Origin of the sequence: Saccharopolyspora sp. NPDC050642 (assembly GCF_040654735.1) — a bacterium.
In the GTDB taxonomy this organism is placed as follows: Bacteria; Actinomycetota; Actinomycetes; order Mycobacteriales; family Pseudonocardiaceae; genus Saccharopolyspora; species Saccharopolyspora elongata.
Window position 1 is genome coordinate 236,320 of record NZ_JBFAIN010000003.1, and the last position, 24,680, is coordinate 260,999.

The window sequence follows — 24,680 nt, forward strand, 5'->3', positions numbered from 1 at the left end:
CTGCCAACGTAAGGACGCCGTACCCCATCCGGATCCGTCCGCTGCGGTAAGCCTGCTACCCCACTCGTACGATCCTCACCCGAAGGGCCCGCGATTCCGCGAGAAATTCACCGCCATCCGGGTGAACACCGCTTTCTCGCGAGATCACGCGCCACCCGCGCCTGGCGACAACGGAGCGTCACTACGTCCGCCACCCGGGTGAATGCGGCCTCACAGCGATCCGTACTCGCCGACGCGGCGGCCCGCCACCCAGGTCTGCAGGGTCCCGGTCTGCCAGCGAGCCCGGCCGGGCGGTGGCTCCAGCGGGTCCTGGTCGAGGATGACGAAGTCCGCCCACTTGCCCGGCTCCAGGCTGCCGAGCACCCGCTCCTGGTGCGCGGCGAACGCGGCGTCGAGGGTGAACGAGCGCAGCGCCTCGTGCGGGCTCATCGCCTGGTCCGGGTACCACCCGCCGACCGGCTGCCCGTCCCGGTCCGTGCGGGTCACCGCGGCGTGCAGGCCGTCGAAGGGATTCTCCGACGACACCGGGAAGTCCGAGCCGGAGGCGATGGTGATGCCCTGGTCGAGCATGGTCCGCCACGCGTACGCGCCCGCGATGCGCCGGTGCCCGACCCGCTTCTCGGCCATGTTCATGTCGTCGGTGGCGTGCACCGGTTGCATCGACGCGATGATGCCGTGCGCGCGCAGCCGCGGGATGTCCTCCACCGCGAGGACCTGCGCGTGCTCGATGCGGTGCCGCATGCCGCTTGCGGACTCCGCCGCGGCGGCCTCGTATGCGTCGAGCACCATCCGGTTCCCGGCGTCGCCGATGGCGTGCGTGGCGACCTGGAAGCCCTCCCGCATGACCTGCGAGACCCGGTTCCGCAGCTCGGCGGCGTCCAGCTGCGGCAGCCCCGAGTTGCCCGGATCGTCCTCGTAGGGCTGCAGCATCGCGGCGCCGTGGCTGCCGAGGGCGCCGTCGATGTAGAGCTTCACGGTGCGCACCCGGAGCATGTCGCCCGCCACCGAGTCGGTGCGGGCCTTCGCGCCGAGCTCGCGGAACGCGTCGTAGGTCAGGAACGAGTTGGTGCGGATGGTCAGCTCGCCGGAGCCCGCGAGCTGGTGCAGCACCGCGAGTTCGGCGGCGCTGGTGCCCGCGTCGCTGACCGAGGTGAGCCCGACCTCGTTGAGCTTGCGCTGCGCGGCGAGGAAGTTCTGCTTGAGGTCGTCGACCGTCGGCTTCGGCAGGTGCTGCTCGACGAGGTCCTGCGCCGCGTCGACGAAAGCACCGGTCGGCGCGCCGTCCGCGCCGCGCACGATCTCGCCGCCCGAGGGCGTCGGGGTGTCGCGGGTGACGCCGACCTGCCGCAGCGCGGCCGAGTTCGCCACCCCGGCATGCCCGTCGACCCGCACCAGCCACACCGGCCGGTCGGGCACCACCGCGTCCAGGTCGGCGGCCGAGGGCAACCGCCCGAGCCCCCAGATCACGTCGTTCCAGCCGCGCCCGAGGATCCACTGGCGCTCCGGGTGCTGCGCGGCGAAGGTCTTGAGCGCCTGCATCGCCTCCTGCAGGGACTTCGTCCCGGCGAGGTTGAGCTGCGAGACGTTGGCGCCGAGCTGCCCGAAGTGCCCGTGCGCGTCGTGCAGCCCGGGGATCAGCACCCGGCCCCGCCCGTCGATGCGCTCCGCGCCGCCGGCGCTGCCGACGTCGAGCCCGCCGACGCGGCCGTCCGCCTCGACCAGCAGGCTGCCGAACTCGCGCGGCCCGTCGGCGGTCAGCGTGAAGCCCCGCACGTTGTCGATCAGCTTCCGCCCGCCCGACTGCCCGGCTCCGGTGTCACCGCTCGCGCAACCGGCGGAGAAGGCCGCGCCCGCGGTGGCCAGCCCGACCAGCTTCAGGAACTGCGCCCGGGACATCCGAGGCTGCGGGGAAGGACGACAGCACTCCTGACACATCGCGGACCTCCGGTGGTCGCGCTCGGTTGATCATCTGTCAGGCAACGTAATTCGAAGTCCTTGATCGGTCAATCAACTGCCAGTGGGTAATGCGACCCCGATCCGCACACCTCCTTGCGCCGAGCCACAGCCCTGGTGCGCCTCGGAGATCACCGCCCTTGCGACCAATGCCGACCGAGGCTGGAGCATTCGGCGCAACTTCCGCCGAGGGGTAAACCGTTCCCGGTTCCGGCGGGTAACTGGCGTGAATCTTTTCTCCAAGGAGGCATTGGGTGAAGCATCTGGCAATCGCCGGGGCGGTGGGCGCCACCGCGCTGCTGCTCGGGCAGTCCGCGTCGGCCGCGGGGACCTGGGCGGAGGAGCCAATTCCGCCGCAGCAGTACCAGTCGTCCCTGCACACCGCCGCCGGCGGTGATGGCGTCACGTGGTCCTTCGGCATCGACTTCGACGGGCAGGAGTTCCGCACGCAGGCCTTCCGCCGCGGTCAGCAGGGGTGGGAGCAGGTGCCGGCACCCAACATCGGCCGGGTGAACACCGCCGCCGTGGTGAACCGTGACGACGTGTGGTCGGTCGGCGACGGCAGGTCGATGCACTGGAACGGCAAGCAGTGGCAGGAAGTGCCGCTCACGTCCCCACCGGGGACCTACACCCAGTACCACGGGACGAAGGTGTTCGGCGCCGCTGACGTGTGGGCCGCCGGATCGGCGACCGAGGCGACCGAAGCCTGGCGGCGGGGCTCGATCCAGCACTGGGATGGCAAGGCGTGGAACGAGGTTCCACTGCCGCTCGATCTCGGGGACTGGTGGAAGGTGTCCACGATCGACGGCAGTTCACCGAACGACCTGTGGGCGGTGGGCAGCAAGCACGTCACGGTCGACGGCAAGGGCAAGGTGGCCGGGCTGATCCTGCATTGGGACGGCGCGCAGTGGCAGGAACAGCCGCAGGTCGACGTGCCGGACTGGAGCGTGAGCCTGGAGGACGCGCTCGTGCTGGCGCCCGACGACGTGTGGGCGGTCGGCTTCCGGGACCAGGGCACCGTCGCCCGGCGTCCGGTCGCGCTGCATTGGGACGGCGAGCAGTGGTCGCCCGGGCAAGTGCCGGATGAACTGGGTGAGATCGACGACGTCGTCGCCGGCGAAGGCATGCTCTGGGCCGTCGGGTACGACTCGAACAGCCCGTACGTGCTGCGGTATGACGGCCGGAACTGGCAGAACGTGCCGGATCCGGTCCCGCCGCAGGGCAGGTCGGTGGTCACCTTCAGCGGGGTCGTGCTGGACGACGGAAAGCTGCTCGCCGTCGGTGCGGCGAACGCCGGCCAGGACGACGCGAAGCCCTACGCCGCGGTCTACGCCGGCTGAGGCCCGCGTGCGAAGCGCCATCCGAGTTCCGGGTGGCGCTTCGCGCACCTGGCGGAAACCCGGGTGCGCGCCGGGCGACCGCCGCGATAGGGTGACGGCACTCTGATCAGGTTCCCCAGGAGTGCGCCGCAGAACGGGAACCCGCTTGCGCGAAACGAGGGGGCGGCACAGGTGTTCACCCTGCCCTTTTCTGGAGGCGCAAGTCATGAAGATCGGTCTAGGCCTGCCCATCGCCGACCCCACCGCCCTGCTGACGTGGGCGCGACGGGCGGATGACGGCCCGTTCAGCACGCTCGGCCTGCTGGACCGCCTGGTGTACGACAACCCCGAACCCCTGGTGACCCTCGCGACGCTCGCCGGCGCGACGCGGCGCATCCGGGTCCAGACCGAGGTCCTGCTCGCCCCGCTGCGCCACGCCCCGCTGCTGGCCAAGCAGAGCGCGACGCTGGCCCAGCTGAGCGGAAACCGCTTCACGCTCGGCATCGGCGTCGGCGGCCGCGAGGACGACCACGTGGCCGCCGGCACGGACATCAAGCGCCGCGGCCGGATCCTCGACGAGCAGATGCAGCTCATGCACCGGCTCTGGGCCGGCGAGCCCTACGGCGACCAGGCGGGCCCGATCGGCCCGGCGGTCCGCCCGGAGGTCGTGTTCGGCGGCTTCGTCCCGGCGGCGATCGACCGGGTCGGCCGCTGGGGTGACGGTTTTCTGGCTGCGGGCCCGCTGGAGTACATGGAAACGACCTTCGGCCTGGCCGAGAAGTCCTGGCAGGCCCACGACCGGCCGGGCAGGCCTCGCCTGATCGGCCAGCTGAACGCGGCGATCGGCCCGGATGCGGTGGCCGACGAAGCGCGGGCGGAAATGACGGAGTACTACGGGAATCCGGGCTTCGCCAACGCCATGGTCACCACCACCGCCGACCTGAAGGCCCAGCTGCGGCACCTCGAAGACATCGGAGCCGACGAGGCGATCCTCTACTGCTGGTCCCCCGACCCGGACCAAGTCCACCGCCTGGCCGACGTCGTGGCAACCCGCTGAACCGGGAGACCGGCGGATGCAGGCACGACGTTTCTAGCTGGGAGATCGACCCGGCCCAGGAGATCGGCGAGCGCGATCGCAAGGGGCCGAGGAGCACACCAAGGTCCTTCTAAGATCTCGTTCACGAGGCCAGGTTTACAGTGGGTCGATGTATGTCTTCCCGCTCCTGGTCGTGGCACTGGCGCTTCTGCTGTTGCTCGCGCTGGTGATCTACGGGCGGCTCGTGGTCCGCAACCAACGCAGGGCCTTGGTAGTGCTGCGTCAGAACAGCCTCGCGTTTCTGTGCCGTCCAACGCTGGGCATGCAGAGCTTGGCTGGATTCATCCTCAGCGTTGACCAAGACGCGGTCTCGCTGTGGAAAGTTGGCCTCGGCCAACCGGTGCGGAAGCAAACCTTTCCCAGCCCTGGTGCCAGAGTTGCCCCAACCACGGTGAAGATCAACGTTGCGCGCAGGTCGTCCGGGCTGTCTGTGATCTCCCCCGCCGCAGAACGAGTGGACGTCGTCATCTACCCGGATCCGACGATGTCGTACTCGGCCCCCGCCAACGGTGCTTTTCTCGACCTAGTGTGCGAAAAGATCCGGGAGAACCTTGCGCGCACTCCCCGGGCCTCCGAATGACCGTCGGATGCGCCCACCGCACGAAGGTCACCAAGGGACCGGGCTCACGCGCCGCCGGGCTGGTGTCCGGGACTCCAAGTAGTGCGGTCGCGGGCCGATCCTCGCGTTCGACCAGGAGTTATGGAACGGCTTCATCGGTGGACTCAAGGCCGGGCGCTTCGACCGGCCGCAGCGTCCCCGTCTCGTGAGTGTTTTGGGGTGCTACAGCGCCCCAAAACACTCACGGGCCTGGGCGGAAGGCGCTTGCCTCCGGGCGGATTAGGGTCACGAACAGAAGTTGCTAGTGCCCGAAGGCAGTGTGCTTGACGTTCACCACGGACACTCCTGCGGAGGGCCGCCGTTCTCCATGTAGACGCAGCTCGACTGCTTCTCGCGATGGAAATTGTCGTAAGCTTTCCAGGCACTCCAGGCCAGGAAGCCGAAGATCACGATGAACACGATGCCGTAGAGAATTGCGCACCCCCCCAACCGCCGGCTTGTTCTCGGCGTCCCTCTTCGCCTTCTCCTGCGCGTCCCACTCTTCCTGCATCTTCTTCATGTAGCGCGCGCGGAACGCCGCCTCTTCAGGACTTCTCGGGGGATTCAAGTGCACGTCGCCGTGGACGAAGCCGAACTGCCCCACAGGACCGTTGAAATTCCCGCCCGAGATCGTGTTGTCGATATCGGGCTCAACGGCATCGGGGTCGCGGCCTTCTCCCATTCGGGAAGGCTATCGCAGCAATCCGGACGAGATCTCGACTTCCTAAGCAACCGGCCACTGCCCGGGCATCCGCAGTCTCACGACGGCGGATGCCCGGGCAGTGCGAACGATGCCCCGACCGGTCAGATCGTCCAGGTGTCGTTGCCCGTCAGGAGCTTCTGGAGGTCTGCCGGCTTCGCCTGCTGGGCCTCCGCGACCTGGGCTCGGGCCAGGTCGTCGTAGGTCGGGCGCTGGACCGCCCGGAAGATGCCCGTCACCGCCGGGTTCAGGTCCTGGCCGCCGAGGCGGGACAGGGCGAAGGCGTAGGACGGGTCCTCCCGGTTCGCGTCGTGGACCACGACCTCGGCTTCGTCCACTTCGGACAGCTTCGAGACGCGGAAGCCGTCGCGGTCCTGGACCACCCCGAAGCGCTCGTCCTCCGGGCCGAACACGATCGGCTCGCCGTGCTTGAGCGGGACGATCCGGCGCTGCTTCTCGTCGTTGTCCTTCAGCACGTCGAACGCGCCGTCGTTGAAGATCGGGCAGTTCTGGTAGATCTCCACCAGCGCGCTGCCGCGGTGCTCCGCCGCCGCCTTCAGCGTCTCCGTCACACTCGCGCGATCCGAGTCGATCACCCGCGCCACGAACGACGCCTCCGCGCCCAGGGCCAGCGACACCGGGTTGAACGGGTGGTCCAGCGAGCCGGCCGGGGTCGACTTGGTGACCTTGCCGACCTCGCTGGTCGGCGAGTACTGGCCCTTGGTCAGCCCGTAGATCCGGTTGTTGAACAGCAGGATCTTGAGGTTCACGTTGCGGCGCAGGGCGTGGATCAGGTGGTTGCCGCCGATGGACAGCGCGTCGCCGTCACCGGTCACCACCCACACCGACAGGTCCGGCCGGCTGGTGGCCAGGCCGGTGGCGATCGCCGGGGCGCGGCCGTGGATGGAGTGCATCCCGTAGGTGTTCATGTAGTACGGGAACCGGGACGAGCACCCGATGCCCGAGATGAACACGATGTTCTCCCGCTTGAGCCCCAGCGACGGCAGGAAGCTCTGCACCGCGTTGAGCACGACGTAGTCGCCGCACCCCGGACACCAGCGGACCTCCTGGTCGGACTTGAAGTCCTTGGCCTTCTGCGGTTCGTCAGCGGTCGGCACGCCGGCCAACCCGCCGAGGACCGGGATTCCCAGATCGGTCGTGGTCACGCGGGCACCCCCTGCACAACATCGGTGAGCACGTTCTGCAGCTCCTCGGCCCGGAACGGGAGTCCGGCGACCTTCGTGTAGGACTGCACGTCAATCAGGTAGCGGGCGCGCAGCAGCATCGCCAGCTGGCCGAGGTTCATCTCCGGGACGATCACCTTGTCGTAGCCGCGCAGCACCTCGCCGAGGTTGCCCGGCATCGGGTTGAGGTGGCGCAGGTGGGCCTGGGCGATCGACATGCCCTGGGCGCGCACCCGGCGGCAGGCGGCGCCGATCGGCCCGAACGACGAGCCCCAGCCGAGCACCAGCACGCGGGCGTCGCCGTCGGGGTCGTCGACGGTGAGGTCCGGGACCCGCACGCCGTCGATCTTGGCCTGGCGCAGCCGGACCATCTTGTCGTGGTTGTCCGGGTCGTAGGAGATGTTGCCCTTGCCGTCGGCCTTCTCCAGGCCGCCGACGCGGTGCTCCAGCCCCGGCGTGCCCGGCACCGCCCAGTCGCGGGCCAGGGTTTCCGGATCGCGCACGTACGGCCAGAACTCGCCGGATCCGTCCGGGGCGTTGGGTTCGGTGGCGAACTCGACGCCCAGGTCGGGCAGCTGGTCGACCTGCGGGATCAGCCACGGCTCGGAGCCGTTGGCGATCGCGCCGTCGGACAGCAGCAGCACCGGGGTCCGGTAGGCCAGCGCGATCCGCGCGGCTTCCAGCGCGGCGTCGAAGCAGTCCGCCGGCGAGCGCGGGGCGATCACCGGCACCGGCGATTCGCCGTTGCGGCCGTAGAGCGCCTGCAGCAGGTCCGCCTGCTCGGTCTTGGTCGGCAGCCCGGTGGACGGCCCGCCGCGCTGGACGTCGCACACCAGCAGCGGCAGTTCCAGCGTCACGGCCAGGCCGATCGTCTCGGACTTCAGCGCCAGCCCCGGCCCGGACGTGGTGGTCACGCCCAGCGCGCCGCCGAAGGAGGCGCCCAGCGCGGCGCCGACACCGGCGATCTCGTCCTCCGCCTGGAAGGTCGTGACGCCGAAGTTCTTGTGCTTGGCCAGTTCGTGCAGCACGTCCGAGGCCGGCGTGATCGGGTACGTGCCGAGGAACACCGGCAGCCCGCTGCACTGCCCGGCGGCGACGATGCCGTAGGCGAGCGCGGTGTTGCCGGTGATCTGCCGGTAGGTGCCCGCCGGCAGCTTCGCGGGCGCGACCTCGTAGGTGACCGCGAACGCCTCGGTGGTCTCGCCGTAGTTCCAGCCCGCCCGGAAGGCCAGGATGTTGGCCTCCGCGATCTGCGGCTTCTTCGCGAACTTCTCCCGCAGGAACCGCTCGGTGCCCTCGGTGGGCCGGTGGTACATCCACGACAGCAGGCCGAGGGCGAACATGTTCTTGCAGCGCTCGGCGTCCTTCTTGCCCAGCCCGGTGCCCTCGAGCGCGCCCTGCGTCAGGGTGGCCATCGCGACCTGGTGCACGGCGTAGTGCTCCAGGTCGCCGGTCTCCAGCGGGTTGGCGTCGTAGCCGACCTTCGTGAGGTTGCGCTTGCTGAACTCGTCGGTGTTGACGATGAGGATGCCGCCGTGCGGCAGGTCGCCGATGTTGGCCTTCAGCGCCGCCGGGTTCATCGCCACCAGCACGTCCGGGCGATCGCCGGGGGTGAGGATGTCGTAGTCGGCGAAGTGCAGCTGGAAGCTGGAGACGCCGGGCAGGGTGCCGGCGGGGGCCCGGATCTCGGCCGGGAAGTTCGGCAACGTCGCCAGGTCGTTCCCGAAGGCCGCCGCCTCCGAGGTGAACCGGTCGCCGGTCAGCTGCATCCCGTCGCCGGAGTCACCCGCGAACCGGATCACGACCCGGTTCAGCTTCCGGGTTCCGTTGGACCGGTGCCCGTTCGTCGTACTCAATTGACCCGTTCCCCTTCACCTACAGGCAACGCTCATCCTGTGGCGAACGATACAGCCCCGGTTTTTATTCCGATCACAACCGGGCCCACGCCGTCACGGTCCGCACGCGCCCGCACACAATCCCCCCGGCCACCGCGATCTTCACCGGAACGATCGAGTTCCAGATTCGGCCGCAGGTGACGGCCCCTGTATCGAAGTACCCGGTGTCCGACCAGGACAACCGGCCGCGGAACCGAAATCGGGCCGTGTGACCTCGGCCATACCCCATCCGCCGAGCGTCGTGTGATCCGCGCCACTTCGCCGCGTTTCCCATGATGCGGGAGCACGTTCGCCGGAACGGCCGATACCTTCGGCGCCTCGCCGTCGGTTTACATCACTGCGACGCTCCATCCGCGCTGGAGGAAAACAATGCCGTTGCATCCGGACGCCGAACCGTTCGTCGCGCTCATGCAGGAGTACTTCCCCGATCTCGGCGGCGCGGTCACCGACGCCGCCGAGGCCCGCGCGATGATGAACGCGGGCGCCGCGGAGCGGCCGCGCCAGCCGGTGGCAAGGGTCGAGGACCGGCTCGTCCCCGGACCGCCCGGCGTCGAGATCCCGGTGCGCATCTACTGGCCGCGCGTCGACGGCGAGCCGCTGCCGGTGGTCGTGTACTGCCACGGCGGCGGCTGGGTGCTGGGCGACCTGGAGAGCCACGACGGCGTCTGCCGCGCGATGGCCAACGGCGTCGGCGCGATCGTCATCGCCGTGCACTACCGGCTCGCACCGGAACACCGCTACCCGGCGGCCGCCGACGACGCCTTCGCCGCAACGCGGTGGGCCGCCGAGCACGCCGCGGAGCTCGGCGGCGACCCGGCGCGCCTCGCCGTCGCCGGGGACAGCGCCGGTGGCAACCTGGCCGCGGTGACGGCGTTGCGGGCGCGCGAGACCGGCGGCCCGGACATCGCCTTCCAGATGCTGGTCTACCCGGTCACCGACCACGACTTCACCACTGAATCCTATGTGGACAGCGGGCCGGACTGCCTGCTGACCGCGCGGCACATGATGTGGTTCTGGGACCAGTACGTGCCCGACACCGCCGATCGCGACCACCCGCACGTCTCGCCGCTGCGCGCCGCCGACCTCGCCGGGCTCCCGCCCGCGCACGTCCTCACCGCGGGCCGCGACCCGCTGCGCACCGAAGGCCAGCGCTACGCCGAGCGGCTGAAGGCGGCAGGCGTGCCCACCAGCGTCCAGCACTGCCCGGGGCTGTTCCACGGCTTCGCCGGCGGCGCCGAACTGCTGCCGATCGCAGGCGCTGCGATGGCCGAGGTGCACCGCGTGTTGCGGGAAGCTCTTATACCGGAGGAGAAATGACCGCACCGTCGCCGCGCCCGCACTCCCATCCGTTCGTGCCCTACAGCCCGGAACGACTACCGCTCGCGGACGGCCTGCGCCGCGGGCAGGAGCTCTTCGAGCACCTGGACGCCCGGCGCAGCGTGCGGTTCTTCAGCCCCGATCCGGTGCCGCGCGAGGCGATCGAACTGGCCGTGCGCGTCGCCAACACCGCGCCCAGCGGGGCGCACCAGCAGCCGTGGACGTTCGTCGCGGTGCAGGACCCGGGCCTCAAGCACCAGATCCGGTTGGCCGCCGAGGCCGAGGAGAAGTCGTTCTACGAACGCGAGGACATCCCGCAGTGGCACGGCGCGCTGTCGCGGCTGGAGACCGATGCGAACAAGGACTACCTCGACGTGGTGCCGTGGATCGTCGTCGCGTTCGCCCAGAAGTACGGCGTGGCCGGCGCCGGGCGGCAGAAGCACTACTACGTCAACGAAAGCGTCGGGATCGCCTGCGGGCTGTTCATCACCGCGCTGCACACCATGGGCCTGGCGACCCTGACGCACACGCCGAACCCGATGGGGTTCCTGACCAAGATCCTCGACCGGCCCACCAACGAGCGCCCGTACATCGTGTTCCCGATCGGCTACCCGGCCGCCGACTGCGAGGTGCCCGACCTGACCCGCAAGCCGCTCGACGAGGCCCTGATCTGGCGCTGACACCCGGAAGCCGCGCGATTTCACCGATCCCACCCGCCCGCTGGGCAGAGCTCCCAGCTGCGCAAGAGGGCCGTGCGTACCTTTTGTCGCTCTGGCAACAGAAAACACGCACGGTCCCTGACCAGTGGAAACCGTCGGGCACTGGGCAGGTGCACCGCGGATGTGGTTCGTGCCGATGCGCTTGCGGAACACCCCGTGCGCGCTCGTGAACGGCAGCGGTCGTCAAACCATCACCGCTCACGGGACAAGACGGTCGTGAGTGATCGTGGTCGCCGGAGCGGCCATGATCACTCACCGCATTCGACGTGCGCGGGCGGGGCTGCGGTGTTGGGCTGGAACCGACACCGGAAGCTGAAAAGGGGTGGGTGCGGTGCCCGAAGAGGTCGACGTCGTCGTCATCGGCATGGGCCCGGGCGGCGAGGACGTGGCGGCCCGGCTGGCGAACGCGGGCCTGGACGTGATCGCGGTCGAGTCGCGGCTGGTCGGCGGCGAGTGCCCGTACTTCGCCTGCGTCCCGACCAAGATGATGGTGCGGGCCGCCGACGCCCTCGGCGAGGCGTGGCGGGTGCCCGAGCTCGCCGGTCAGGCCACCGTTCGGCCGGACTGGACGCCGGTCGCGAACCGCATCCGCGACGAGGCGACCACCGACTGGAACGACGAGATCGCGGTGCGGCGCTTCGAGGACACCGGCGGCAGGCTGGTGCGCGGCGTCGGGCGGATCAGCGCGCCCGGCGAGGTCACCGTCGGCGATCAGGTGTTCCGGGCCCGCCGCGGCATCGTGCTCAACCCCGGCACCGACCCGCTGGTCCCGCCGATCGACGGCCTCGCCGAGAGCCCCTACTGGACCAATCGCGACGCGGTGCCCGCGACCCGGGTGCCGGAGTCGCTGCTGGTGCTCGGCGGCGGGCCGGTCGGCGTGGAGTTCGCGCAGGTCTTCGCCCGCTTCGGCGCCTCGGTGACGGTGCTGGAGTCGCGGCCGCGGCTGCTGGCGATGGCCGAACCGGAGGCCTCCGAAGTGCTGGCCGGGGCGTTCCACGCCTGCGGCATCGAGGTCCGCACCGGCTGCGCCGTGGACCGCGTCAAGCACGACGACCAGTTCCAGGTGCACCTGGAGTCCGGCGAGGTGTTCACCGGCGAAAGCCTGCTGGTCGCCACCGGGCGGCGCACCGACCTGCGCGCGCTGGGCGTCGCGGCCGTCGGGCTGGACGAGCAGGCGCGGACCATCCCGGTCGACGGGCGGATGCGGGCCACCGACGGCGTCTGGGCCATCGGCGACATCACCGGCCACGGGGCCTTCACGCACACCTCGGTCTACCAGGCGCGGATCGCGGCCGCCGACGTCCTCGGCCAGGGCACCGAGGTCGCCGACTACCGCGCGATGCCCTCGGTCATCTTCACCGACCCCGAGGTCGCCACCGTCGGGCTGACCGAATCCCGGGCCCGGGACGCCGGGATCCAGGCGCGCACCGCGATCACCCAGATCCCCGCGTCGACGCGCGGCTGGATCCACAAGGTCGGCAACGAGGGCATCATCAAGCTCGTCGCGGACGCCGACCGGGGCGTCCTGGTCGGCGCCACCGTGGTCGCGCCGGCGGGCGGCGAGATCATCGGGGCGCTCGCGGTGGCGGTGCACGCGGAGGTACCGGTGCAGCGGCTGCGGGAGATGATCTTCGCCTACCCGACGTTCCACCGGGCGATCGAAGCGGCCCTGGTCGAGCTGGACGCCTGACGCGCCGGTCAGCGGCCTCCGCCGTGCGACTCCCGGCGGCGCCGCTTGCTGGCGTACATGTCCCGGTCGGCGTCGTGCAGCAGCATGTCCGGTGCGATCGCGGGGTCGGCGGTCGCGGTGTAGCCGACGCTGGCGCGCAGCCGGATCCGGACCCCGTGCACCGACACATCGGTGTTCAGGTGCCGCTCGACGCGATCCCGCAGCGCCCGCGCGGCGTCCTCGTCCGGCAGCAGGCTGACCACGACGAACTCGTCGCCGCCCATGCGGGCGACGGTGTCGCCGGCGCGCACCGCCAGCTGCAGCTCCCGCGCGGCGGCGATCAGCAGCTGATCCCCCAGCGCGTGCCCGAAGCGGTCGTTGACCGGCTTGAGCTGGTCCAGGTCCGCCAGCACCACCGCCAGCACGCCGTTGCCGCGCGCCAGCTGCTGCAGGCCGTGGTCGAGCCGGTCGGACAGCAGCGCTCGGTTCGCGAGCCCGGTCAGCGGGTCGTGCAGCGCCAGGTGCGCGAGGCGGGCGTCCACCAGGCGCTGCTCACCGATGTCCTCGTACTGGCTGACCACGTACGCCGGGGTTCCATCGGCACCCGGCACCGTGGTCGCCCGGATCAGGATCCAGATCGGATGGCCCTGCTTGTGCCGGTAGCGCTTCTCCACGCTGGCGCTGTCCACGTGGCCCTCGACCAGTTCGGACAGCACCGCCATGCCCTGCTCTTCGTCTTCCTCGTAGGTGATGTCGGTGAACGACATCGAGAGCATCTCTTCGCGCGTGTAGCCGAGCATGGTGCAGAGCGTGTCGTTGACCGCGGTCCACGCGCCCTTGAGGTCCAGCAGCGCCATGCCGATCGGGGCGTTGGCGAAGCTGCGCTGCCACAGCAGCTCCGCCTCCCGGCGCCGCGTGATGTCCTGGATCTGGGACAGGAAGTGGATCGCCCGCCCGTGGCTGTCCCGGATGAACGACCGCGCCACCAGGGCCCAGATGACGCTGCCGTCGGAGCGGATGTAGCGCTTCTCCAGCAGGTCCGGGGACTCCATCGGCCCCTCCGGGTCGATGTCGTCGGGGTGCGTCACCGCCCGGTAGTCCAGGCCCTCCAGCTCCTCCCGCCGGTAGCCGAGCATCCGGCACATGGCCTCGTTGACGTACAGGTACCGGCCCTGCAAGTCGAGGATCGCCATCGCGGACGCCGCCTGGTCGAAGACGCGCTGCCACGGCACGCCAGCGGCGAAATTCGGCTCCGAGGGGGACATGAGAACCGAACCATAGCGGGCGCGACCGCGGCACGCATCGGCGTGGTGGCCCACCGTGCGTGTCAGGCGTCGCCGCGGTTCATCGCCAGCAACCGGTCCAGCACGGTCGGTGACGCCTTGACCCCGTCATGCTCGTACTCGTTGGTCACCCACACCCGCGCGCCGCGCACCTGCTGCGCCGACTCCAGCGCCTGGTCGCGGTCGACGAACATGTCGTCGTGGTAGACCGCCGCGGCGACCGGCACGTCGTTGCGGGCCAGCCGGTCGAGGTCGTAGAGGTGCGGCCAGTCGGACTTGGTCGCCAGCAGCTCGGCGGCGTCCCGCAGGGGCACCAGCGCCGGGTCCTGCTCGAACATCCAGGGGTAGATCATCTCGCCGGTGAAGTTGACGCGGCCGCCCCGGGACCAGTCGAACTCGTCGAACTCCGCGCGCACCCGCTGCGCCGACCACTTCGAGGCGGTGCCCTGGCAGTAGATGGATTCGTGCAGCGCCGCGTACAGCGGGCGCTCGGCGAAGGAGAGCGCCGCGTCGACGCCGCGCAGGAAGGTGTCCGACAGGACGTCGCCGGCGAACGCCTCCTCCAGGTGGTAGTGCAGCGCGTCGAACCGGGACGCCTGGCCGAACTGGATGCCCAGGGCCTGGAAGCGCTCCGGGGTCAGCCGCTCCCCCGTCGGCATGATCACCTCGTGCTCGGCGAGGTGATCGACGACGCGGCGCGCGATGGCGGCGTCCTCCGGGTAGCGGGCGAAGTAGGCGTCGTTCTTGCGCAACGTGCGCGGATACGCGGCTCGGTAGACGTCGTCCGCGTGCCCGGTCAGCGTCGGGATGCCGCCAGTGATCATCACCTGGCGCAGCCCCTCCGGCGCCAGCGAGAGGTAGGTCAGCGCGCAGAAGCCGCCGAAGCTCTGCCCCAGCACCGACCACGGCTCGTCGCCGATCAGCTGCTCGCGCAGCACCTCGGCGTCCCGGACGATCGAATCGGCGCGCAGCAGGCTCAAGTGCTCGGCCTGCTCGGCCGTCGACAGGCCCGCCAGCGTCTGGCGGTTGGCGGGCGTGCTGCGCCCGGTGCCGCGCTGGTCCAGCAACAGCACGCGGTAGTCCTGGAGGGCGCGGCCCAGCCATGCGCTGGTGCTCAGCGGCCGTTCCGCCTTGCCGCCCGGTCCGCCCTGGAAGTAGACCAGCCACGGCAGCGCCTGGTCCTGCTTGCCGGGGGCCACCACCTCCCTGCCGAAGACCTCGATCTCCCCGGCGCCCGGGTCGTCGTGGCGCAACGGCACCCGGAAGACGTGGTCCCGGGCCACCAGGCCCGGACGGCGGTACGTGACATCGGACATCGCGATTCCTCCACAGTGGACCGATATTCCAGGGACGGCACGGGAACGGACCCGAGGATCTCTCGGCGAGGCCGGTCCGACACCGCGCGTCGGACCGGGGTCCGCAATTTCCATTGAAACCGAAGGTTCGATTTCAATGGAAATTGCGGAGGACTCGGGAACCGCTCCCGCGCCGTCGTGCGGGCCGGCCGCGGATCAGTAGCCGGGGGCGCCGATCTCGCGGCAGATCCGCACCAGTTCCGGGTGCACGTAACGACCCTCGAGCTCGATGGCCTCGCCGTCGAGGTAGATCGACGGGCCGAGCACGCTGCCGTCGGTGTGCGCAGCCGCCACCCACGGCTCGCCACCGATCCACGCGCCCTTGGTGCCGATGCCGATCTCCACGCAGCCGAACACCCGCTCGTCCTCCACGATGCGGCCGGTGGGCACCAGCACGCCCGGGTTGAAGCCCAGCGACCAGTGCGCCAGCCGGAACATGTTCGGGTCGTCGAAGGACTCCATCCAGTTCCGGAACACCTCGGCGTCGCGGTCACCGGTGATCTCGGTGACCACGCCGTTCTCCACCTTGCAGCGCACCGGGGAGCGCAGCAGCCCGATCTCGGCCGGCGGCCACAGCGCGCCGTCGAACACGAGGGTGCCGTTCTGGGTCTCCTCGATCGGGTTCCAGGAGATCTGGCCGGAGAGCATCACGGTCTCGCCCGGCTTCTCGGCGGGCTTGCCGCGCAGGTTGATCGGGCGGCCCTGGTTGCGGCCGACCAGATCGGTGCCGTTGGCGGCGGTGATGCGCACCTCGTCGGCCTGCTCCAGCAGCGCGACCAGCGCGCGGCCCAGCCGCATGACGCCCTCGAAGTCGGGCTTGCCGACGGTGTCGACCAGCATCGGGATGTCCATGCCGGTCAGGTTGGTGTAGCGGGCGCCGTTCGCGATGGCCGCGCGGAAGGCGTCGCTGTGCATGATGTAGGCGACGCTGAACTCGATCCACACGTCGGCCTTGGCGATCGCGCCGGCCACCGGGGCCGGCGGTTCCATCGCCGAACTCGGCCGCGTCTCGTACCAGATCACGGTGGGCGTGGCCCCGGCCGCGGCGACCGCCTGCGCGGTGAGCTCCACGACGCGCCGGTCGGTCGAGGTGTCACCGGTGAGCACCACCTCTTCCCCCGGCTTGACCAGCATGACCTGCTCGACGAGCTTGCGGGCGCCGATCGCGGCCTCCCACGACAGGTACTCCGGCCGGGATTCGACTCGGCTCACAACCTCCACGACAACTCCTCAAATTTGTTCGACGAACTCATCTTGCGTAGCGGCGCCGGTAGCGGAAACCTCAGACGCCGCCTGGACTCCGGGATCCCAGACTTGTGTATGGCCAGGATCTGCCCGACGCCGATCTGCATGACGACTCACTTGGACTCGAAGATCCGGCTGGTCGAATAGAGCGCGTCGCCCGCGATGAGGCCCGCGCCGACGAGGTTGAGGTCCTCGTCCGCCTTGTCGCCGCGCCGCCAGCGGTAGACGATCCGCACCACGAGGGCGCCGAAGACCAGCCAGCAGGCCTGCGGGGTGGCGATCAGCAGGCCGGTGGCCAACAGCACGCCCATCTGCCGGTTCGCGCCGCCGAGCAGCTGGATCAGCGCGCCGGGAATCGCCCACAGCAGCAGCGTCATCAGCACGTTCGGGTCGGACAGCCCGGCGTGGATGGTGGCGGCGTAGACCTTGGCGACCGGCGGCAGCAGCCCGTCTCCGAAGAAGGCCTGCCAGGACACGGCGACCGCGACGGTCGCCACCGCGAAGCCCACCAGCGAGGAGAGGTACTGCTGGAACCGGCCGGCGCGCTCGAAGGCGTCGTAGGGCCGGTGTTCCTTGCGCAGCAGCCAACCCGCCTTGAAGTCGTAGCCCATGTCGGCGAACGCGGGCCCGGTCGCGGAGGTGTAACCGACGAACAGCGCCAGGGCCACCGGCGGCACCCCGAGGATCAGGCCGAGCACCAGGAAGATGAGCGTCACGGCGAACGCCGGGAACCAGCCGGAGTGCATCGCGGCGAGGCCCACGATGATCTCGTGGATGATCGCGGCCAGCGCGGCGGCCAGGACCCAGAGGATCAGCCCCGGCACCGACAGCTCCGAGATCAGCCCGCCGGCCAGGGCGACGACGGCGGAACCGACCACGAACAGCACGTAGCCCTGCAGGACTCCCTTGCGCAGCGCCTTCTCGTCGACCTGCGGCACCTCGCTCGGATCGATGGAGGTGGTGCGCTCGGCCTTCCCGTCCTTCTTCCGGAACATCAGGTAGGCGGCCTGCCCGAGGGCGACCAGGCCGGCGCCGATCATCACGCCGTGCGGGATGTAGAGGCTGCCGATGTTGATGTGGAACCAGGTCGGGCTGTACTGGCTGAACAGCAGCCCGATGCCGAACATGGCGAGCGCCCAGACGTTGCCGATGAAGGCCACGCCCGCCGCCGAGACCGGCAGCTTGAAGAACGCGCCGATGAACCCGAGGACGGCACCGCCGGCCAGCACGGCGGCCCGCCGGCCGCCCTTGTCCCCGGCGATGATGGTGTCGGCGGCGGCGATGCCGGGCGGCCAGGCGGCCTGCGCGGGCAGCAACCGCGAGTTGAAAAGCCGGTACAGCACGAAGGAATCCGCGAACAACCCGATCGCGACGCCGACGAAGACCGGCCACACGAGGTCGGCGCGGCCGAACGCGAAGGGCACCGCGATGGGCGCCAGCAGCGAGTTCGCGGCGGCGAAGGTTGAGCCGGAAACGGCGCTCTGCACCAGGTTCTGGCGGTGCACGGAGCGCATCTTGCGCAGCGCGGCGACGTTGATCCGGCCGATGATCATCGCGATCAGCGCGCCGATGACGGAGGTGTTGGCCGAGATCCCGAGCGTGGTGATCAGGTGCAGGCCGATTATCGCCCCGACCACGGAGAGCACGATGGTGATCACCAGCACGGTGGGCTCGAATGCCCGCGGATGCGCGCGTTCGGCGCCGGCCACGGGGTCGCTGATGGTCATGAGCAGCCTTTCCGGAAAGCGGTCGGTCAGCTGGGCGACCCGGCATCGCCGGGCGCGAGTCGGCTGGACAGGTCGGCGCCCGCGGCGCGCAGTGGGGCGGTCAGCTCGTCGATCCGGCCGGTCACGCGTTCGGCCGGTCCGATCAGCGTCAGGGAGGCGACGGTCGCGCCGGCGAGCAGCAGCGGCACCGCGACGGCGCCGACGTTGGCGTCGAACTCGCCGTCGGAGACAGACATCCCGGTGTCGGCGACCTCCTGCCACCGCTGCGCCAGCTCGGCGTAGGTGGTGGGGGTGTTCGGGGTGAACCGGGTGAGCGGCTCGGGGCCGAAGAGCTCGCGGACCTCCTCCAGCGGCTGCCCGGCGAACAACGCGTGCCCCGAACACCCAGCGTGACCGGGCATCACGTGCCCGACGATCGCCGAGTAGCTCAACGGCCCGCGCGCGTCCACCGCGGCCACCGTGCGGTAGGAGCCGCCGTGCGCGACGTTGAGCACGGCGCTCTCCCCCGTCTCCCGGGCCAGCTTCGCGAGCACCGGCCTGGCGATCAGGCTCAGCGCGCCGCTGCGCTCGGCGACCCGGGCGAGCTGCGAAATCGCCGGCCCGAGGCGGTACCGCCGGGTTTCGGGGTCGGCGAGGACGAAGCCGCGATTGGCGAGCGTGGCCAGCAACCGCTGGACGACGGACTTGTCGAGCCCGAGCTCGCGCCCGAGCTCGCTGACTCCCCACTCCGGCCGCTGGTCGGAGAAGGAGAGCAGCACCTGCATGGCCCGATCCGCGGTCTGCAGGAGTCCCGAGCTCGCCAAACCGGCCTCCAAACCTATAGTGTTGCGATATGCACAACGCTGTCGCTATTTGCGCACCGCGTTGGGGGATACGGTGCGCCCGGCCAGCGGGTTTGTCAATACGTTGCGCCCGAAGTCGGATCACCACGGTGCGTTACTCTCGCGAGCACCGATCCAGCGGAGCGTGAGGTGAGGGCATGGCGGAGACTTCGGTGGGCCGCGCCGTCGAACTGATCCGGCAGATGATGCGCAGCCAGGAGCTGCTGCCGGGGCAGCCGCTGCGCCAGGAGGCGCTCGCCGAACGCCTAGGCGTCAGCCGCGTGCCGGTCCGCGAGGCGCTGAAGGCGCTCGAAGCGGAGGGCGTGGTGCGCCACCAGCCGAACGTCGGCTACACGGTGGCCCGGCTTTCGGCGGAGGAACTGCGCCAGGCGTACCTGATGCGCGCCGCGCTGGAGGCGGTCGTGCTGCGCGAGCTGCCGCGCCTGAGCACGGCGCAGATCATCGAGCTGACCGAGATCAACGAGCGCATCGCGGAGGCCGCCGAAGCGGTCGACGTCCTGCGGATCATCGAGCTCAACCACGACTTCCACTTCGTCATCTTCCGCAGTTCGGGGCTGAACCTGATCGTCGACGAGATCGAACGCATCTGGAAGATGACGGAGGCGTACCGCGCGGTGTACATCTACGACGAGTCGGCGCGCCGCCGGATCGTCCGCGAGCACCGGCAGCTGATCAACGCGCTGCGCCGCGGGCAGACCGAGCGAGCGATCCAGATCATGGACTCGCACCGCGACGCCACCCCGGCCCAGCTCGCCCCCGCTCTCGGCGTCAGCCTGCCGCTGCCGGGGTGAGTCGGAGGTCGCTCCAAAGGGGCTCCGGGCAAAGCTCATCCCGAAGGCGCCCGGCGCCTGACAGCGCCCTGCGTTCCTGACGGCCACATCTCGCGCGCGCCCCCGTTTCGGAACGACTCCTCGGTCCCCGTGGACGAACCCGATACGTCCACTTAGGACTGACGGACGGACGGTCGAGGCAGGGGCAGCGTCGGCTCGGCGGCCGCAGGTCCTCGGGGGCTTCCTGCGGCAGGCCGATGCGCATCACCCGGATCGAACCGTCCGCGAGGCCGATGACGAGCCGGCGACCACGCCATGCCGCTGAAGTGGTCACCGAGGAAGTGGCGCATAGGATCCGGCCGTCGGCGATCCGGCGAATGCACAGATCGCTGCCAGGCTCGCCCCAGGGGTTTCCCTTCGGGAATCCGGCGATGGCCCCGGAGTTCGCCGGAATCCTCGCTAGCACCTTCCGGGTCCTTCGGTTCTGTGGGCGACGCCGGTCCCGGGCGATCGTGGCGGTATGAGCACTCCGGTGGGTGGTGCGGAATTCGGCGTGCGCGCGGGATGGGGTGTCTTGTCCACCGCGTGCCTGTCCACGTTCGTCGTCAACGCCAACACCTCCGCGGTGAGCATCCTGATCCCCTCGATCAGCGCGCACCTGGGAACCCCGATCAACGTGCTGCAGTGGGCGGTGACCGGCTACCTCCTGGTCGGGGCCGCCGTGATCGTCACCTCCGGTGCGCTGGGCGACATCTTCGGCCGACGGCGCCTGTTCCTGGCCGGTCTCGCGCTGTTCGTGGTGTCGTGCGTGCTCATCGCCCTCGCCGGAACCGGGGTGCTGGTCGTGCTGGGGCGCCTGATCCAGGGCGCGGCCGGCGCGACGATCCTGGCCAGCGGGCTGAGCCTGCTCGCGGTGAACTCGTCAGGGGCGGCGCAGATGAAGGCCGTCGCCCTGTGGGGCGCTGCCGCCGCGGCCGGGCCGCTGCGGGGCCGGTGGTCGGCGGCGTGCTCAACGAGCTCACCGGCTGGCAGGGATTGTTCTGGATCGACGCGGCGATCGCGCTGGTGTGCATCCCGTTCGCGCTGCGCGCGGTGCCGGAATCCCGCGACCCGAACCGCGCCCGCACGATCGACCTAGCGGGCACCGGGCTGGTCGCCGCCGCGCTCGTGCCGTTCGTGTTCGCCATGACCGAGGGCTCGTCCTGGGGATGGCTGTCGCCGCCCACCTTGCTGTGCCTGGTCCTGTCCGCGCTGGCCGTGGTCGGGTTCGTGGTGGTCGAGCGCCGGGTGGCCGCCCCGCTGGTCGACCTGGGCCTGCTGCGCAACGCCCTGCTGGTGGGTTCCACCGGCGCGATCCTGATCGGGGCCGGGGCGATCGCCGCGCTCAGCTTCCTGGTGAGCCTGTACTTCCAGGCCCCGCAAACCCTCGGGATGACGAGCCTGCAAGCGGGTCTGGCGACGTTGCCGGTCGCCGCGGTGGTGGTCCTCGTGGCGCCGGTGGTCGCGCCGTTGGCCTACTACTTCGGCGCGCGCCCGGTCGTCGTGGCCGGTTTCGCGATCCTCACGGCGGCGTTCGTGGCACTCGCGGCGGTTCGGCCGTCGTGGTATTACGGCGCGTTCGTCCTCCCGCTGCTCGGCATCGCCGTGGGGCTGGCCCTTTCCAACAGCCCGGCGTCGTCGGTCGCCACCGCGTCCGTGTCGCGCGAGCAGGTGGGTGCGGCGTCCGGGATCTCGAACATGGCGCGCTACGTGGGTGGCGCGGTCATGACGGCCGTCGTCGCCGGGATCTACGCGCAGGTCGCAGTGAAGAGCGCAACCGGGGGCGAGCCGCTCGCGGACTCCCTCGCGACCGGCCTGTCGCGAGCGTCGATCGCGCTCGCGGCCTTCTCCGCAGCGGGCGTGCTGCTCGCGCTGCTGGTCGCTCGCCGCCCGGAAAAGCCGCGGCTCGGCGACTACGCCGCCGCCGCGACCGCGACGACGCACACCCTGCCCACCACCTGACCACGCCGATGCCCGCGCGCATCGCGGGCGGGCGCAACCGGTTCCTCATCGGGCTAGGTGATCGCAGAAATTGAATACAATTTTGTATGGACTCCGTGCGCGTCGAGTGCTTAACTCGGGCCCGACGCAGGCGACGGGAAGGGACGGACATGGCGGATCTCGAGTACCAGGTCAGCGACGGGATCGGGACGATCCTGCTCAACCGCCCGAAGCGCAAGAACGCCTTCACCATGGAGATGATCGACGAGTGGGCCGCGGCCATCCGCTCCGCTCGCTTCGACCCCGAGGTGCGGGTCCTGGTGCTCACCGGCGCCGGCGACGCGTTCTGCTCGGGCGTCGACCTGGACGCCTTCACCTCGGGCGAGAAGTCCGTGCTGGACCACAAGACCGTCCTCACCGACCGGATCCACCAGGTCGCCCTCGCCCTGGAGGACCTGGACAAGCCGGTCATCGCGGCGGTCAACGGCGTCGCGGTCGGCGCCGGCATGGACATGGCCCTGATGTGCGACATCCGGTTCGTCGGCGAGTCGGCCAGGCTCTCCGAGGGCTACGTCCGCGTCGGCCTGGTCCCCGGCGACGGCGGCTGCTACTACCTGCCGCGGCTGGTGGGCACCGCGAAGGCGCTGGAGCTGCTGTGGACCGGCGACTTCGTGGACGCCGAGACCGCGGTGGACATCGGCATCGCCAGCCGGTGCGTGCCCGACGCCGAACTGATGGACGAGACCTACGCGTTCGCCCGGCGCCTGGCCGACGGCCCGCCGGTGGCCATCCGGGCCATCAAGCGGACCGTGTACCAGTCGGCGCGCACCGACCTGCGCACCTCGCTGGACCTGATCTCCTCGCACATGGCCGTCGTGCAGTCCACTGAGGACTCCGCCGAGGCGATGCAGGCCTTCAAGGAGAAGCGCAAGCCCGAGTTCCGGGGCCGGTGACCACTGTGGATGGACTGCTGCGGCCGCGGTCGGTGGCGATCGTCGGCGCCTCGGAGCGCTCCGCGATGGCCGGGCGGCTCACCCGCTACCTGCGGGACTTCGACGGCGCCGTCTACCCGATCAACCCGAACCACCGCGAGATCCACGGGCTGCCCTGCTACCCGTCGCTGCTGGAACTGCCCGGCCCGGTGGACCTGGTGCTGGTGCTGGTTCCAGCGTCGCGCGTGCTGCCGGTGGTCGAGGAAGCGGGCCGCGCGGGTGCGTCCTGCGTGGTGGTGCTGTCGTCCGGGTTCGCCGAGATCGGCGCGGACGGCCGGGAACTCCAGGACCGGCTGGTGGCGGCGGCGAAGCGGCACGGGCTGCGGGTGATCGGCCCGAACTGCCAGGGCCTGATCTACCGGCCCACCGGGCTGACCGCCACGTTCACCGCCGCCGCCGACGGGGAGCAGCCGGGCGAATCCGGCATCGCCTACGTGGGCCAGAGCGGCGCGCTCGGCGGCAGCTTCCTCGGGCTGGCGCGGGATCGCGGGATCGGGCTCACCGCCTGGATCAGCGTCGGCAACCAGGCCGACCTGACCGCGACCGACGCCGCCGAGCTGCTGGTGGCCGACCCGAACGTCCGGGTGCTGGCCTGCTACCTGGAGGAACTGCCCGACGGGGCGCGGTGGGCCCGGCTCTCGGCGCGCGCCGCCGAACTCGGCAAGCACATCGTCGTGCTGCGCTCGGGCCGCTCCTCGGCGGGTGAACGCGCCATCGCCTCGCACACCGGCGCGCTGGTGCGCTCCGGGGCCGCTTTCGACCTGCTCACCCGGGAATCCGGCGCGATCCAGGTCGACGACCTCGACGAACTGCTGGACGTCTCGGTCGCGTTGACCGGCGCCCCGAGCCTGCGGGCGGGCCGCATCGGCGTCATCACCAGTTCCGGCGGGGCGGGCGGGCTGGCCGCCGACCAGGCCGAGGGCAACGGCCTGGCGCTGCCCGAGCTCGACACCGCGACGCAGGCCGCCCTGGCGCCGCTCGTCCCGTCGTTCGGCAGCGTCGTCAACCCGGTGGACGTCACCGCGCAGGTCATCAACGACCACGCGCAGCTGGGCGCGGTGTGCGAGGCCGTCGCGGAGTCCGCCGAGGTGGACGCCGTGCTGGTGGCGCTGACGACCATCGGCGGCGAGCCCGCGGTGGCGGTGGCCGAGTCGATCCTGCGAGCCGCGAAGCGCTCCGCCAAGCCCTTCGTCGTGGCCTGGATCTACTCCCACGACCAGATCGCCGAGGCGGCCTCGTTGTTGCGCCGCAACGGTGTTTCCGTGCTGGGCACGACGACCGCCGCGCTGCGCCTCATCGCGCACCTGGTGCCCCACGACGAGCGGCGCGCCGCCGTCGCCGCGCCGCGCGGCCTGGTCGGCTTCCTGGACCGGCCGGCGCTCACCGAGGCCGACGGCGCGGAGCTGCTCGACGCGATGCGGATCGCCCGGCCGCGGGGACGGCTGGCGGCCGGTCCGGCCGAGGCCGCCGCGATCGCCGGGGAACTCGGCGACCGGGTCGTGCTGAAGGTCCAATCCCCCGATCTGGCGCACAAAAGCGATGTCGGCGGCGTCGTGGTCGGCGTTCCGGCGGAGCAGGTTCGCGACGCCACCGAGGAGATGCTCGAAACCGTCGCCGCGAACGCGCCCCAGGCCCGCATCGACGGCGTTCTGGTGCAGGAACTCCTGCCCGGCGGCGTCGAGTTGCTGGTCGGCGTGCAGGGCGGCGAGGACGGCTATCCGCCGGTGCTGACCGTCGGCATGGGCGGCACGACGACCGAGCTGTACCGGGACGTCGTCTCCGCCCTCGGTCCGGTGGACGCCGAACAGGCCACCGCGTTGTTGCGGCGGCTGCGCGGCTGGCCACTGCTGGACGGCTTCCGCGGCCGTCCGCGCTGCGATGTGGCGGCGGCCGCCGCCGCGATCGCGTCGATTTCTCAGGCGGCCGTGGAACTCGGCGACCGGCTGGGCGAACTGGAGATCAACCCGCTCGTGGTCCACGGGTCCGGCGCCGTCGCCGCCGACCTCGTCGTGACCGGACGAACCCGGAGGTAGCAG

18 protein-coding genes and 1 pseudogene are annotated in these 24,680 nt (G+C 70.7%); 10 read left to right on the top strand and 9 right to left on the bottom strand.

Annotated features, from left to right (window positions below; all coding sequences use genetic code 11):
• Nucleotides 1-210: 210 nt before the first annotated feature.
• A complete protein-coding gene (locus AB0H93_RS07765; protein ID WP_358569094.1) occupies nt 211-1,896 on the bottom strand; it encodes an amidohydrolase in 1,686 nt (561 codons plus the stop codon).
• A 311-nt stretch (nt 1,897-2,207) separates the two neighbouring features.
• On the opposite strand from AB0H93_RS07765, the gene AB0H93_RS07770 reads away from it, so the two are divergent.
• The 3 genes from AB0H93_RS07770 to AB0H93_RS07780 all read left to right on the top strand — a co-directional run bounded on the left by AB0H93_RS07770 (nt 2,208) and on the right by AB0H93_RS07780 (nt 4,948).
• Complete coding sequence (locus AB0H93_RS07770; RefSeq protein WP_358569097.1) at nt 2,208-3,293, top strand: hypothetical protein; 1,086 nt, start codon at nt 2,208-2,210, stop codon at nt 3,291-3,293.
• Nucleotides 3,294-3,498: 205 nt separating this feature from the next.
• Nucleotides 3,499-4,329 carry an LLM class flavin-dependent oxidoreductase gene (locus AB0H93_RS07775; RefSeq protein WP_358569100.1) on the top strand — a complete coding sequence of 277 codons (831 nt, stop codon included), beginning with the start codon at nt 3,499-3,501 and terminating at the stop codon, nt 4,327-4,329.
• 148 nt (nt 4,330-4,477) lie between these two features.
• Nucleotides 4,478-4,948, top strand: a complete 471-nt coding sequence (locus tag AB0H93_RS07780) for a hypothetical protein (protein ID WP_358569103.1) — start codon at nt 4,478-4,480, stop codon at nt 4,946-4,948.
• A 280-nt stretch (nt 4,949-5,228) separates the two neighbouring features.
• On the opposite strand, the gene AB0H93_RS07785 is transcribed toward AB0H93_RS07780, so the two are convergent.
• From AB0H93_RS07785 to AB0H93_RS07795, 3 genes are all read right to left on the bottom strand, one after another.
• On the bottom strand, nt 5,229-5,648 hold the full coding sequence (locus AB0H93_RS07785; RefSeq protein WP_358569106.1) for a hypothetical protein: 420 nt from the start codon (nt 5,646-5,648) through the stop codon (nt 5,229-5,231).
• A 122-nt stretch (nt 5,649-5,770) separates the two neighbouring features.
• Nucleotides 5,771-6,832, bottom strand: a complete 1,062-nt coding sequence (locus AB0H93_RS07790) for a 2-oxoacid:ferredoxin oxidoreductase subunit beta (RefSeq protein ID WP_358569109.1) — start codon at nt 6,830-6,832, stop codon at nt 5,771-5,773.
• Nucleotides 6,829-8,706, bottom strand: coding sequence for a 2-oxoacid:acceptor oxidoreductase subunit alpha (locus AB0H93_RS07795; RefSeq protein WP_358569112.1), 1,878 nt, complete (start codon nt 8,704-8,706; stop codon nt 6,829-6,831). Before AB0H93_RS07795 ends, AB0H93_RS07790 begins: the two co-directional genes overlap by 4 nt.
• Before the next feature lie 408 nt (nt 8,707-9,114).
• On the opposite strand from AB0H93_RS07795, the gene AB0H93_RS07800 reads away from it, so the two are divergent.
• From AB0H93_RS07800 to AB0H93_RS07810, 3 genes are all read left to right on the top strand, one after another.
• Nucleotides 9,115-10,062: an alpha/beta hydrolase gene (locus tag AB0H93_RS07800; protein ID WP_358569115.1), complete on the top strand. Its 948-nt coding sequence runs from the start codon at nt 9,115-9,117 to the stop codon at nt 10,060-10,062.
• The gene (locus tag AB0H93_RS07805) at nt 10,059-10,742 is read left to right on the top strand and encodes a nitroreductase family protein (protein WP_358569118.1); all 684 of its coding nucleotides are present in this window, start codon (nt 10,059-10,061) and stop codon (nt 10,740-10,742) included. Before AB0H93_RS07800 ends, AB0H93_RS07805 begins: the two co-directional genes overlap by 4 nt.
• 361 nt (nt 10,743-11,103) lie before the next feature.
• Nucleotides 11,104-12,471 (top strand): NAD(P)/FAD-dependent oxidoreductase, encoded by a 1,368-nt coding sequence (locus AB0H93_RS07810; protein WP_358569121.1) that lies wholly within the window; start codon nt 11,104-11,106, stop codon nt 12,469-12,471.
• Nucleotides 12,472-12,479: 8 nt separating this feature from the next.
• Here AB0H93_RS07810 and AB0H93_RS07815 read toward each other — a convergent pair whose 3' ends face one another.
• The 5 genes from AB0H93_RS07815 to AB0H93_RS07835 all read right to left on the bottom strand — a co-directional run bounded on the left by AB0H93_RS07815 (nt 12,480) and on the right by AB0H93_RS07835 (nt 18,863).
• Nucleotides 12,480-13,715 carry a PAS domain S-box protein gene (locus AB0H93_RS07815; RefSeq protein WP_358569124.1) on the bottom strand — a complete coding sequence of 412 codons (1,236 nt, stop codon included), beginning with the start codon at nt 13,713-13,715 and terminating at the stop codon, nt 12,480-12,482.
• Nucleotides 13,716-13,777: 62 nt separating this feature from the next.
• The gene (locus AB0H93_RS07820) at nt 13,778-15,049 is read right to left on the bottom strand and encodes an alpha/beta fold hydrolase (RefSeq protein ID WP_358569126.1); all 1,272 of its coding nucleotides are present in this window, start codon (nt 15,047-15,049) and stop codon (nt 13,778-13,780) included.
• A 195-nt stretch (nt 15,050-15,244) separates the two neighbouring features.
• A complete protein-coding gene (locus AB0H93_RS07825; protein ID WP_358569129.1) occupies nt 15,245-16,309 on the bottom strand; it encodes a hypothetical protein in 1,065 nt (354 codons plus the stop codon).
• Between the two features lie 137 nt (nt 16,310-16,446).
• Entirely contained in the window at nt 16,447-18,060 is a 1,614-nt protein-coding gene (locus tag AB0H93_RS07830) for an OPT/YSL family transporter (protein ID WP_358569132.1), read from the bottom strand.
• A gap of 26 nt (nt 18,061-18,086) precedes the next feature.
• On the bottom strand, nt 18,087-18,863 hold the full coding sequence (locus AB0H93_RS07835; protein WP_358569135.1) for an IclR family transcriptional regulator: 777 nt from the start codon (nt 18,861-18,863) through the stop codon (nt 18,087-18,089).
• 176 nt (nt 18,864-19,039) lie between these two features.
• Here AB0H93_RS07835 and AB0H93_RS07840 point away from each other — a divergent pair, with 176 nt between their 5' ends.
• The 4 genes and pseudogenes from AB0H93_RS07840 to AB0H93_RS07855 all read left to right on the top strand — a co-directional run bounded on the left by AB0H93_RS07840 (nt 19,040) and on the right by AB0H93_RS07855 (nt 24,677).
• Nucleotides 19,040-19,693 (top strand): GntR family transcriptional regulator, encoded by a 654-nt coding sequence (locus AB0H93_RS07840; RefSeq protein ID WP_358569137.1) that lies wholly within the window; start codon nt 19,040-19,042, stop codon nt 19,691-19,693.
• Nucleotides 19,694-20,192: 499 nt separating this feature from the next.
• Nucleotides 20,193-21,673 (top strand): annotated as a pseudogene (locus AB0H93_RS07845) (MFS transporter).
• A 149-nt stretch (nt 21,674-21,822) separates the two neighbouring features.
• Nucleotides 21,823-22,605: an enoyl-CoA hydratase-related protein gene (locus AB0H93_RS07850; RefSeq protein ID WP_358569140.1), complete on the top strand. Its 783-nt coding sequence runs from the start codon at nt 21,823-21,825 to the stop codon at nt 22,603-22,605.
• Nucleotides 22,602-24,677 carry an acetate--CoA ligase family protein gene (locus tag AB0H93_RS07855; RefSeq protein WP_358569143.1) on the top strand — a complete coding sequence of 692 codons (2,076 nt, stop codon included), beginning with the start codon at nt 22,602-22,604 and terminating at the stop codon, nt 24,675-24,677. The genes AB0H93_RS07850 and AB0H93_RS07855 overlap by 4 nt, the downstream gene beginning before the upstream one ends.
• Nucleotides 24,678-24,680: the final 3 nt, after the last annotated feature.

Excerpts from the sequence above, each read along its gene's own strand:
- AB0H93_RS07765 (WP_358569094.1), bottom strand. The coding sequence starts at position 1,896 with ATGTCCCGGGCGCAGTTCCTGAAGCTGGTCGGGCTGGCCACCGCGGGC.
- AB0H93_RS07775 (WP_358569100.1), top strand. The coding sequence starts at position 3,499 with ATGAAGATCGGTCTAGGCCTGCCCATCGCCGACCCCACCGCCCTGCTG.
- AB0H93_RS07780 (WP_358569103.1), top strand. The coding sequence starts at position 4,478 with ATGTATGTCTTCCCGCTCCTGGTCGTGGCACTGGCGCTTCTGCTGTTG.
- AB0H93_RS07785 (WP_358569106.1), bottom strand. The coding sequence starts at position 5,648 with ATGGGAGAAGGCCGCGACCCCGATGCCGTTGAGCCCGATATCGACAAC.
- AB0H93_RS07800 (WP_358569115.1), top strand. The coding sequence starts at position 9,115 with ATGCCGTTGCATCCGGACGCCGAACCGTTCGTCGCGCTCATGCAGGAG.
- AB0H93_RS07805 (WP_358569118.1), top strand. The coding sequence starts at position 10,059 with ATGACCGCACCGTCGCCGCGCCCGCACTCCCATCCGTTCGTGCCCTAC.
- AB0H93_RS07815 (WP_358569124.1), bottom strand. The coding sequence starts at position 13,715 with ATGTCCCCCTCGGAGCCGAATTTCGCCGCTGGCGTGCCGTGGCAGCGC.
- AB0H93_RS07820 (WP_358569126.1), bottom strand. The coding sequence starts at position 15,049 with ATGTCCGATGTCACGTACCGCCGTCCGGGCCTGGTGGCCCGGGACCAC.
- AB0H93_RS07830 (WP_358569132.1), bottom strand. The coding sequence starts at position 18,060 with ATGACCATCAGCGACCCCGTGGCCGGCGCCGAACGCGCGCATCCGCGG.
- AB0H93_RS07840 (WP_358569137.1), top strand. The coding sequence starts at position 19,040 with ATGGCGGAGACTTCGGTGGGCCGCGCCGTCGAACTGATCCGGCAGATG.
- AB0H93_RS07850 (WP_358569140.1), top strand. The coding sequence starts at position 21,823 with ATGGCGGATCTCGAGTACCAGGTCAGCGACGGGATCGGGACGATCCTG.